Annotated in this window: 6 protein-coding genes; 5 read left to right on the top strand and 1 reads right to left on the bottom strand. The window is 64.1% G+C overall.

The genetic code is table 11. The features are described 5' to 3' along the window. Positions 1 to 96: 96 nt before the first annotated feature. Positions 97 to 246 carry a hypothetical protein gene (locus ACTIFK_RS06620; protein WP_439542263.1) on the bottom strand — a complete coding sequence of 50 codons (150 nt, stop codon included), beginning with the start codon at positions 244 to 246 and terminating at the stop codon, positions 97 to 99. A 210-nt stretch (positions 247 to 456) separates the two neighbouring features. Here ACTIFK_RS06620 and ACTIFK_RS06615 point away from each other — a divergent pair, with 210 nt between their 5' ends. From ACTIFK_RS06615 to malQ, 5 genes are all read left to right on the top strand, one after another. Beyond that, a complete protein-coding gene (locus tag ACTIFK_RS06615) occupies positions 457 to 2490 on the top strand; it encodes an alpha-1,4-glucan--maltose-1-phosphate maltosyltransferase (RefSeq protein WP_439542262.1) in 2034 nt (677 codons plus the stop codon). 74 nt (positions 2491 to 2564) lie between these two features. Then, a complete protein-coding gene (treS, locus tag ACTIFK_RS06610; RefSeq protein WP_439542453.1) occupies positions 2565 to 5825 on the top strand; it encodes a maltose alpha-D-glucosyltransferase in 3261 nt (1086 codons plus the stop codon). Continuing rightward, positions 5822 to 8071 (top strand): 1,4-alpha-glucan branching protein GlgB, encoded by a 2250-nt coding sequence (gene glgB, locus ACTIFK_RS06605; RefSeq protein WP_439542261.1) that lies wholly within the window; start codon positions 5822 to 5824, stop codon positions 8069 to 8071. The genes treS and glgB overlap by 4 nt, the downstream gene beginning before the upstream one ends. After that, a complete protein-coding gene (gene glgX, locus ACTIFK_RS06600) occupies positions 8068 to 10170 on the top strand; it encodes a glycogen debranching protein GlgX (protein WP_439542260.1) in 2103 nt (700 codons plus the stop codon). The genes glgB and glgX overlap by 4 nt, the downstream gene beginning before the upstream one ends. 109 nt (positions 10171 to 10279) lie before the next feature. Continuing rightward, a complete protein-coding gene (gene malQ, locus ACTIFK_RS06595) occupies positions 10280 to 12094 on the top strand; it encodes a 4-alpha-glucanotransferase (RefSeq protein ID WP_439542259.1) in 1815 nt (604 codons plus the stop codon). Positions 12095 to 12116 lie beyond the last annotated feature (22 nt).

Raw genomic sequence — 12116 nt, 5'->3', positions numbered from 1 at the left:
CGCCGATAGTCCTGCAGTCTTGGAATGGCTTCCCCTGCCGCTCTTGCAGCCGCCCAGCCGGGTCCTATGTTTAGAGGTGTACCGGTCGCATCACCCTCAAACCGCGACGAACACGAGCAGTGCGAAGCCCAGGATTGCGAGAGGCAGAGCAGCGTCTCTGAGGATTGCAAACCGGCTCGCCCGCTGGCTCGCGATTGGGCGGCGGAAGCGGGACGTGTCGACGCTGATGCGAATGTCTTCAGCCATGTCTTATACTCCCAGCGGAACTGTCCTGTAGGAGTAAGCTCCGGTCTTTACCGTTTGTTCCCTTCGTTTCTTCGCAAGTGCGAAGAATCTTGCCGGGGCGGGCCTTCCGCACCGCGCAAGCGCGGTAACTCCGCAATTTTGCTAAGATAACGAGCGGAACCTTTCCCTTTCCTACCTGTTCAATTGCGGACTGGTCGAAGTGGGAAAACGATGACGAGTGGGAAAGTCGCGATCGCGAAGCTGGTCGACGAGCCCGCTCTGGCGCCCGAGTCTCTGGCTCGATTGCCGGAGCGTGTCGTAATTGCCAATGTCAGTCCCGAGTTGGACGGCGGCCGGTATCCGGTAAAAGCAACGGCCGGCGACGACCTGGCCGTCTCATGCGATCTCTTGACGGACGGGCACGACCGGGTGCGGGCCGTTGTGCGGCATAGGATCGACGGCGGCGCGTGGTCCGAAGCCCCGTTGGAGCTCGTCGGCAACGATCGCTGGTCGGCCAGCATCCGGCTCCTGAAGACGGGGCGCTTCCAGTTCACCATCGAAGCGTGGCGCGATCCCTTCGTGACCTGGAGCGAGGACGCCCGGGCGCGCGCGGCCGCCAATCAGGACATGACGGTCGAACTTCAGGTCGCGCGGTTGCTCGCTGAGCGGGCGGCGGATGACGCAAAAACCGAGAAGGATCGGAGCGGTTTTCTCGGGGTGATCGCAGCATTCGATGCGGCGGCTGGCGAAGGTGGCGAAGTTGCCTCCCGCCTGGCGCTGATGCAGTCGGATGCGACGCACCGTCTTTTTGCGTTGGCGGGACCGAGGCCTCATGCGGTGACCTACCAGCGTGTGCTCGACGTTCGCATCGAACGGCGCGCCGCCGCGTTCAGTGCCTGGTATGAGCTGACGCCGCGTTCGCAGTCCGGCGATGCCGCGCGCCACGGCACGTTCGCCGATGTCATCGGGCGTCTGCCCTACGTGCGCGACATGGGGTTCGATGTGCTCTATCTCACGCCGATCCATCCCATTGGAACGACCAATCGCAAGGGCCGCAACAACAGTCTCAGGGCCGAGCCCGGCGAGCCGGGCAGCCCTTACGCGATTGGGTCTGCAGAGGGCGGGCATGATGCGATCCATCCCGATCTCGGGTCTATGGAGGATTTCCGCACGCTCGTGGCCGCCGCACACGCGCACGGCCTCGAAATCGCGCTCGACTTCGCTATCCAATGTTCGCTGGATCATCCGTGGATCAAGGAGCATCCGGACTGGTTCGACTGGCGTCCGGACGGCTCGATCCGCTACGCCGAGAACCCGCCGAAGAGGTACGAGGACATCGTCAACGTGCACTTCTACGGGGACGCATTTCCTGGTCTCTGGATTGCGCTCCGGGATGTCGTGCTGTTCTGGGTCGCGCAGGGCGTCAAGATTTTCCGGGTCGACAACCCGCATACGAAGCCGTTCCCATTTTGGGAGTGGCTCATTCGGGAAGTGCAGGATGCCGATCCGGACGTCATTTTCCTGTCCGAGGCGTTTACGCGCCCGAAGATCATGCTGCATCTGGCGAAGATCGGCTTCACGCAGTCCTATTCCTATTTCACCTGGCGCAACACCAAGCAGGAGCTGACTGACTATCTCACCGAACTGATGCACGGGCCGGGGCGCCATTGCATGCGGCCGAACTTCTTCGTCAACACGCCCGACATCAATCCGTACTACTTGCAGACCGGCGGGCGTCCGGCTCACCGGGTGCGTCTCGTTCTTGCGGCGACGCTGGGCGGAAACTACGGCGTCAACAGCGGCTTCGAGCTGTGCGAAGCGACGGCGCTTCCCGGCAAAGAAGAGTACGCCGACTCCGAGAAGTACGAAATCAAGGCGTGGGATTGGGATCGCGCCGATCACATTCGCGACGATATCCGCTTCATCAACGGCCTGAGGCGCACGTCGCTTGCCCTCCAGCAGTTCGACAACGCCGTGTTCTACAACGCGTGGAACGACAACATTCTCTATTACGGGAAGGCGACGGCCGATAAAGGCGAGTTCCTGCTGTTTGCCGTCAACCTCGATCCGCACCACGCGCAAGAAGCGGATTTCGAAGTGCCGTTGTGGGAGTTGGGACTTCCGGACCATGCCTCGATCGAGGTTGAGGATGTCGCTTCCGGCAACCGGTTCACATGGACGGGTAAAGTCCAGCACATGCGGCTTGATCCCTACGAGCGGCCTTACGTGATCTGGCGGCTGCTGGCCGCGAGGAGAGCGGCATGACGAGCGTCCTGCTCCGCCATCATGTGCCCGTGCCGGACGACGCGCTTCTCAACGTCGTCGAGTTGCCCGCGCCCGTGATCGATCGCGCCGATACCGCTTGGTATAAGGATGCGATCATCTACCAGCTGCACATCAAAGCCTTCAAGGACGCGAACAACGACGGCGTCGGTGACTTCCGGGGGCTGATGTCGCAGCTCGACTACGTCCAGCAGCTCGGCGTAACGGCTATTTGGCTGTTGCCGTTCTACCCGTCGCCGCTGCGCGACGACGGATACGACATTTCGGACTACACGTCCGTGCATCCGTCCTACGGGACGATCGAGGACTTCAAGAACTTCGTCGATGCCGCCCACGAACGCGGAATTCGCGTCATCACGGAGCTGGTCATCAACCACACGTCGGATTCGCATCCGTGGTTTCAGCGCGCGCGAACGGCGCCCCCGGGCTCGCCAGAGCGGGACTTCTATGTCTGGAGCGATACGGACCAGCGCTATCAGGGCACGCGGATCATCTTCATCGACAGCGAGTCATCGAACTGGACGTGGGACCCGGTGGCCAAGGCCTATTTCTGGCACCGTTTCTATTCCCACCAGCCGGACTTGAACTTCGACAATCCGCTGGTGTTTGATGAAATCGTTCGCGCCATGCGGTTCTGGCTCGATCTCGGCGTCGATGGCCTGCGCCTCGATGCGGTGCCCTATCTTTGCGAGCGCGACGGCACCAACAACGAAAACCTGCCCGAGACGCATGCCGTGCTGAAGCGGATCCGCGCGGAAATCGAGGAGCGGTATCCGGACCGCATGCTGCTGGCGGAAGCCAACCAATGGCCGGAGGACACGCGGCCCTACTTCGGCGACGGCGACGAATGCCACATGGCGTTCCACTTCCCGCTCATGCCGCGCATGTACATGGCGCTGGCGCAGGAAGACCGGCATCCGATTACCGACATCATGCGGCAGACGCCGGAAGTGCCCGAGGGGTGCCAATGGGCGTTGTTCCTGCGCAACCACGACGAGTTGACGCTCGAGATGGTGACGGCCGAAGAACGCGACTATCTCTGGAAGACCTATGCCGTCGATCCCCGCGCGCGGATCAATCTCGGCATCCGGCGCCGTCTCGCGACGTTGATGGAGAACGACCGCCGCAAGATCGAGCTGATGAACGTTCTGCTGATGTCGCTGCCGGGAACGCCGGTCGTCTATTACGGCGACGAGATCGGCATGGGCGACAATTACTATCTTGGCGATCGCGACGGCGTTCGCACGCCCATGCAATGGTCGCTCGACCGCAATTCGGGTTTTTCGCGCGCCGATCCGCAACGGCTCTACCTGCCGGTGCTGATGGACCCGATCTATGGCTATCAGACGGTCAACGTCGAAGGGCAGCAGGGCCACGCGTCGTCGCTGTTGAACTGGATGCGCCGCATCATCGCGGTACGGAAGCGGCATCGGGCGTTCGGGCGCGGAAGTCTTGAGTTCATCTATCCCAGCAATCGTCGCGTCATCGCGTTCATGCGCGAGTGCGAGGGCGAGCGTCTCCTATGCGTCGCCAATCTCAGCCGCAGCGCGCAGGCCGTCGAACTGGATCTTTCCGCCTATCGCGGCCTTGTGCCGATTGAGCTGACCGATGGCACGAGCTTTCCGCCGATCGGGCAGGTTCCTTATGTGCTGACGATGCCCGCCTACGGGCACTTCTGGTTCGCTCTCGCGGAAGCCAGCGCGCTGCCGCGCTGGCACATGCCGGCTCCGCAGCCGTTGCCTGCCCTGGTGACGCTCGTCGCCGGCGATCATTGGAAGAGCCTGCTGACGGACCGGGAAGGGAGCCATCTCGGCCGGAACGTGCTTCCGGACTATCTGCCGCGGCAGCGCTGGTTCACGGCGAAAAATGAAAGGATCGAAACCGTAACGGTCACTCCGCTCGCGGCTTTGACGGGCACCGACGGCAATCAGGTTCTGGCAACGCTGCGAGTCGATTTCGAGAGCGGCGCGCATCAGACGTATGCCCTGCCCATGCTGATGAACTGGACGTCGCATGGCGACCTGACGGCATCGCAGCGCGGCTACGCGATGGCCAAGGTAAGGCGCGGGCCGCGCGTCGGCACGCTGCTCGACGCCGCCACGGAAGAGCCGTTCTTCGCAACGCTGGTCGAAAAGCTGCGCGCGGGCGACGTCATTGCTGCCGAGCACGGCGAGATCCGGTTTTCCGGCACTGCGCTGTTGGCCGAGATGCCCGTCAGTGAGGCGTCGAAGGTTCTGCAGATCGAACAAAGCAACGCTTCGGGCGTCGTGGGCGACAACGTGCTCGTCAAATTCTACCGGCGGCTCGAGTCCGGACTGCAGCCCGAGATCGAGATGGCGCAGTTCCTCAGCGAACACGCGGTCTACGCCCACACGCCGAAATTCCTGGGCGCGATTGAGCACGTTACAGGGAGCGAAAGGACGGCGCTCGCGGGTGCGTTCGAGTTCATTCACAACCAAGGCGATGCCTGGCACGTCGTGACATCTGCGCTCGAACGCATGCTGGAGGAGTACGGCCTGGGCGGCGATGTGACGGAGCTGCCGGAGCTGGCCTTTCCGCTCGATATCGGCGGGATGCTGGGGCGGCGCACGGCGGAACTTCATCTCGCCCTCGCGACGCCGACCGACGATCAGGCGTTCGCCGCCGAGCAGGTGATGGCCGACGACATCGAACGGTGGGCCGTCGACAGCCGCGCCGAGGCGGACCGCACGTTCGCCGCGCTCGATGTGGCGCTCGCGGGCCAGATCCCCGACAGCGGTCTCGAGTGCATCTCGCTGCTTCAATCGCACAGGGGACGGATCGAGAAGCTGCTCGACGCCTGCCGCAAGCTCAAGCCGTCCGGGCAAAAGATCCGCCACCATGGCGATTTTCACCTCGGCCAGGTTCTGATCGTGAAGGACGATCTCATGATCGTCGATTTCGAAGGCGAGCCGACGCGGACTTTGGAGGAGCGCCGCCGCAAGACGTCCCCCCTCCGCGATCTCGCCGGCATGCTGCGATCCCTCGACTATGCGGCCTGGGCGGCGCTCGATCGCGTGACGGCGCTCGGAGTCACATCGCCCGAGCAGATGCGCGCGCTGGCATTCGCGTGGCGGGACCGCGCGGTCGAGGACTGCGTGGCGGAGTACATCAAGACGGCCGCAGGCAGCGGCATCTACCCGGACCACAAAGAGACGGCGGCCGGGCTCCTCTATGTCTTCCTGCTGCGCAAGGCGCTCTACGAAGTGCGTTACGAGGTCGGCAGCCGGCCGGATTGGCTGTCGATCCCCGTGCGCGGCATCGTCAATCTTCTCGACAGCATTGGGACAGACACATGACGCCGCGAGCTGAAACTGTCCGGGCTGCCGAATGGGCCCCGGACCGGAGAGACATCGATGCCATCGTCGCGGGAAAGCACGGCGATCCGTTCGCGGTGCTCGGGCCGCATACGGCGCCGGGCGGGGCGGCGACGATCAGTGTGTTTCATCCCGAAGCCGCGACGGTTGACGTCGTCGATGCAGAGAGCGGACAGGTCCTCGCAAGCTTGGAAAAGATCCATCAGGGCGGTTTCTTTTTCGGGCGTCTGCCGGGGCCTGCGCAGCGCTACCGTCTGAAGATGGCGCAAGGGGCGCATCGCTGGGAGATGGAGGACGCCTACGCGTTTCCATCGGCGCTTGGCGATCTCGACATCTACCTGCTTGCCGAAGGGACCCACACGCGCGCCTACGACAAGCTCGGGGCGCATCCTGCCGTCGTCGACGGCATGCCGGGGGTGGCGTTTTCCGTCTGGGCGCCCAACGCGCGGCGCGTCAGCGTCGTCGGATCGTTCAACGGCTGGGACGGACGGCGCAACCCGATGCGCAAGCATCCCGGTGCGGGGATCTGGGACATTTTCATCCCCCGTGCCGCGGCCGGCGATCTCTATAAATACGAACTTATCGACGCGACGGGGCATCTTTTACCCGCCAAGGCCGATCCGTTCGGACAAGCGCACGAGCTGCCGCCGAGCACCGCCTCGCGCGTGCCCGATGACGGCGATTACACTTGGCAAGACGCTGACTGGATGGCGCGCCGGGCGGCGGCGCAGGATCGCTCCGCACCGATTTCCATTTACGAGGTGCATCTCGCGTCGTGGCGGCGAGGGGAGGGCGACAGTCTCCTCGACTATGATCGGATCGCCGACGAGCTGATCCCTTACATCACGGACCTCGGGTTTACGCATGTCGAGTTGATGCCGGTCGCGGAGCATCCGTTCGGCGGGTCGTGGGGCTATCAACCGATCGGGCTGTTCTCGCCGACTGCGCGGTTTGGACCTCCGGAAGCTTTCGCGCGGTTTGTCGATCGGCTGCATCAGGCGGGCATCGGCGTCCTCATCGACTGGGTACCGGCGCATTTTCCGAGCGACCCGCACGGTCTTGCGCGCTTCGACGGTACGGCGCTTTACGAGCACCAGGATCCGCGGCGCGGCTTCCACAAGGATTGGAACACGCTGATCTACAACTACGGCCGGCGAGAGGTTTCGAACTTCCTCGAAGCCAACGCGCACTTCTGGCTCGAGCGCTATCATGCGGATGGCCTGCGCGTGGATGCCGTCGCCTCGATGCTCTACCTCGACTACAGCCGCAACGAGGGCGAATGGGAGCCCAACCGCTATGGCGGGCGCGAAAACCTGGAAGCGATCGCCTTCATCCGGCGCATGAACACGACGGCGTACGGGGATTTTCCGGGGATCGTCACCATCGCCGAGGAATCGACAGCGTGGCCGCAAGTGTCCCGCCCCGTCGACGGCGGCGGTCTCGGCTTTGGCTATAAGTGGAACATGGGCTGGATGCACGACACGCTCAAATACATCGAGCAGGATCCGGTCCATCGCAAGCATCACCACGACAAGCTGACGTTCGGCCTGCTGTATGCCTGGGACGAGAATTTCATCTTGCCGATCAGTCATGACGAGGTCGTGCACGGGAAGGGATCGCTGATCGGCAAGATGCCGGGCGATACCTGGCAGAAGTTCGCGAACATGCGCGCCTATCTGGCGTTCATGTGGACACATCCCGGCAAGAAGCTCCTGTTCATGGGCTGCGAGTTCGCGCAGTACAACGAATGGTCGCATGATCATTCGCTGGACTGGCATCTGCTGGACGATCCGGCGCACAAAGGCGTGCAAAGCCTCGTGCGGGACCTCAACGCGCTCTACCGCGGCGTGCCGGCCTTGCACGAGCTCGATTGCGAGAGCAGCGGGTTCGCCTGGGTCGACGGCGGCAATGCCGATGACAGCGTGCTCGCGTATCTGCGCAAGGGGCGGGACGGCACGGCGCCGGCGCTCGTCATCTGCAATTTCACGCCGGTCGTGCGCACGGACTACCGTATCGGAGTGCCCAGCCTCGGGGCGTGGCGGCTGCGGTTGACTACGGATGCCGAGCATTACGGCGGTTCGGGTGTCACGCCGGGAGCCTCGATCGACGCCGAGAATAAGCCTTGGCATGGGCAGCCGCATTCCATCTCCGTCACGCTGCCGCCGCTCTCGGTCCTCGTATTCACACCACAGAATGGCGTCTTCACGCCGCGCGATGGCGGCCGATGAGTCGCGCCCGCCATCGCGTGTCTGAGGGGACGCCCTTCCAACTCGGCGCGAAGGCGGACGGATCGGGCGTGAACTTCGCGATCTTTTCGAGCAACGCGACCAAGGTCGAGCTTTGCCTATTCGATCCAGACGGAAAAATGGAAACCGCCCGGATCGCGCTTCCCGAGTATACCGACGAGGTTTGGCACGGATATATCCCGGGGCTCGAAGCGGGCCAACTTTACGGATACCGCGTGCATGGCCCCTACGCGCCAGCCGAGGGGCATCGCTTCAATGCCAACAAGCTGCTGCTCGATCCTTACGCCACGCTGCTCGAAGGCGGTTTTAGCTGGAACGAGGCGCACCTCGGATATGTGGTGGGCGACGAGGACGATGCGACGGCCAGCGTGACGGACAGCGCGGCTTTCACCCCCAAATGCGTCGTCACGGCGCCGCGCGCGAGTTGGCGCAAGCGTCTCGCGATGCTCAAGGGCAGGCGCGCGCCGCGGGCCTGGAGCGAGACGGTCATCTACGAGGCGCACGTCAAGGGTCTGACGCAGCTTTCGCCCGATGTGACCAAGGCCAAGCGCGGCACGTTTGCCGGTCTCGCCAATCCGAAGGTTATTGAGCATCTTGCGAACCTCGGCGTGACGGCGATCGAGCTTCTTCCGGTGCAGGCGTTCTGCCACGACAGGCATCTGATCGAAAATGGTCTCAAGAACTATTGGGGCTACAGTCCGATCGGCTACTTCGCGCCGGCGCGGTACTACCTCTCCGGCGACGACATCGACGAGATCCGCGTGGCGGTTGCGCGCCTGCACGAAGCCGGCATCGAGGTGCTGCTCGACGTCGTCTACAACCACACCGCCGAGGGCAATCATCTCGGCCCGACATTGTCTTTTCGCGGCATCGACAATGCCGTCTACTACAAGCTCGCCGACGATCCGCGTTTCTATTTCGACAGCACCGGCTGCGGCAACACGCTCGATCTCGACCACGCACGCGTGCTGCAGCTCGTGACGGATTCGCTGCGCTATTGGGTCGAGGAGTTCGGCATCGACGGCTTCCGCTTCGATCTCGCGAGCACGGTGGCGCGCAAGGACCGCGCTTTCAGCGTCGACAGCCCGTTCCTCACGGTGCTGCGACAGGACCCCGTGCTGTCGCGGACGAAGCTGATCGCGGAACCCTGGGATCTGGGCGAGGACGGTTATCAGGTCGGCAATTTCCCGCCGGGCTGGGCGGAGTGGAACGATCGCTTTCGCGACGACACGCGCGGCTTCTGGCGCGGTGACGACGGCACCTTGCCAGCGATCTCGGCCGCGCTCATGGGCAGTGCGGCGCAATTCGACAAAAAGGGCCGGCGGGCCTGGTCGAGCGTGAACTTCGTCGCGGCGCACGATGGGTTCACGCTGGCAGATGTCTACGCCTACAACGACAAGCACAACGAGGCGAACGGCGAGGAGAACAGAGACGGGCACAACGACAACCGCAGCTGGAACTGCGGTGTCGAAGGAGAGACAGACGATCCAAAGGTGCTCGCGCTGCGGGATTGCATGCGGCGCAACCTGATGGCGACGCTCTTGCTCTCCCAGGGTACGCCGATGATGCTCATGGGCGACGAGCAGGGCCATTCGCAGCACGGCAACAACAATGCCTATTGCCAGGACACTGAGCTGACGTGGCTGCGCCGGACCGGTATCGCCGCGCGCGATCTGGCCTTCCGGGAGTTTACGCGTGGTCTGCTCGAGATCCGGCGCACGCGGCCGCTTCTGCGTCAATCGCGCTTCCTCCATGGCGCCGACGTGGCGAAGGGCATCAAGGACGTCACGTGGCTGCGAGCCGATGGCGTGGAGATGACGCCTGCCGATTGGTCGAACGACCTCAACCGAAGCGTTGCGCTGCTGCTCGCGGACGCGACGAGCGCCTTATGGCTTGTCATCAACTCCTATCACGAGGGCGTCGCGTTCAAGGTGCCGGAGCCGCCCCACGGCGGACGATGGCGCCTGCTCGTTGACACCGAGCGGGGGCTTGTTCTTCCGAACGACGTGATGCTGCCGCGCGGCAAGGAGCACATCGTGGCGGGCCGTTCGCTCACGCTCTACGAGAGGGTGGGAAAATGATGTCGTTTGCGTTCGACACGCGGTGGGGGGCGAACACGCTTCCCGGCGGTGGCGCACGATTTCGCCTGCGCGCGAACAGCGTGCTGTTCGAACTCGACGAGGCCCGCGCATGAGCGAGGATCTCGATCGGCTTGCCGAGACGCACGGCATCGAGCTCTCATACATCAGCGAGACGGGCGCACATCGTGCCATCGGTGATGAGACGAAGCGTGCTTTGCTCGAGTGCCTCGGCGCGGCCCACGGGCCCGTGCCGGTCGATAGCGCCCGCGCGCCGTCGCAGCGTTGCTATCTGCCGGATTGGCTTCAGGATGGCCGCGGTTGGGGTGTCTCGGTCCAACTCTATGGGGTGCCATCGCGCCGCAATCACGGCATCGGCGATTTCGAGGATGCGGCGCGGCTCGCGGAAATGATCGGTCCGCTTGGTGCGGACTTCCTCGGCATCAATCCCATCCACGCCCTGTTTTTTGCGGACCCATCGCGGTCGAGCCCCTATTTTCCCTCGTCGCGGCAGTTTCTCAATCCGCTCTACATCGCGCTCGATTGTCTGCCTGGCGCCGATGCGCTGATCGCGTCCTTGCCGGCCGAGGACATCGCTGCGCTGCGCGCCGATACGCACGTCGACTATCCGCGCGTCGCGGCTCTCAAGCGCCGCGTGCTTGAGGACGTGTTCGCCAACCATCCCGACGACGCGGAGTTCGTGGCCTTCCGTGAACGGGAAAGCATTGCGCTCGAACGCTTTGCGACATTCGAAGCCCTCAGCGAAGTCTTCGTCAGACAGGGGTTCGGGTCCGGTTGGCACGGATGGCCGGAAGACTATCGCTCGCCGGACGCGGCTGACGTGCGGGCGTTTCGCGAGGCAAACGCGTCTCGCATTCTGTTCCATCAATGGCTGCAATGGATCGCGACGCGTCAACTCGCCGATGCGCAGCGGCGCGCGCGCGCGGCGGGCCTGCGCATCGGTCTCTATCTCGATCTTGCAGTCGGTGTCGCGCCGGATGGCGCCGCGACATGGTGCGATCCGGATGCCTACGCGGCCGGTGTGCGCATTGGGGCACCTCCGGACCTGTTCAATAACGCCGGGCAGGATTGGGGACTTGCCCCGCTCAAGCCCGCGTCTCTCGCCGTTGCCGACGGCGGCCCATTCGCGCGTGATCTCGCTGCGGCGATGCGTTCTGCGGGCGCCGTTCGCATCGATCACGCGATGGGCCTCAAGCGGCTATACTGGATTCCGGCCGGCTTCGATGCTGCCGGTGGCGGCTACATCCGCTATCCGTTCGGTGCGATTGTCGACGGGCTCGCCGCGCTGTCGCAGACGGCGCGCGCGGTCGTGATCGGCGAGGATCTCGGAACGGTGCCGCCCGGCTTTCGCGAGTCCATGCGCGAGGCCGGGCTGCTCGGCTACCGCGTCTTCTATTTCGAGCATGACAGCGAGGGTCGCTTCAAGCCGCCCGGTGCCTACACGGACCTCGCGCTTGCCTGCCTCTCGACGCACGATCTGGCTCCCATTTCCGGGTGGTGGGCCGGGCGCGACCTCGACGTACGCGAGGCGGTCGGCAAGTTTTTGGACGGTCAGGCGGGCGCGGCCCGCACGGATCGCGAGCGTAGCCGGTCGCGGCTCGTGGATGCGCTGGCGAGGGAGAGGCTCGTCGCGGCCGTCGAGGTGGGTCGTCCGCAGGATCTGGCGGTAGATCACTTCGTCGCTTTGCATCTGTTTCTGGCGCGAACGCCGTGCCGCCTGCTCGCGATTCAACTGGAAGATCTGGCTGGCGCCATCGAGCAGGTCAACATGCCCGGCACTCAGGACGAGTACCGAAACTGGGCGCTCAAGCTTCCCATCGGGCTCGAAGATCTGATGGATCGCCCGCGTTTGCGCCGCACGCTGGCGGCCGTTGCGGCCGAACGGCCGCGAGCGGGGCCGTCATGAGCATTCCGCGCGCCACGTCTCG

This window comes from Hyphomicrobium sp., from assembly GCF_051860585.1.
Classification (GTDB): Bacteria; Pseudomonadota; Alphaproteobacteria; order Rhizobiales; family Hyphomicrobiaceae; genus Hyphomicrobium_C.
This window is presented reverse-complemented; position numbering and strand designations above follow the sequence as displayed.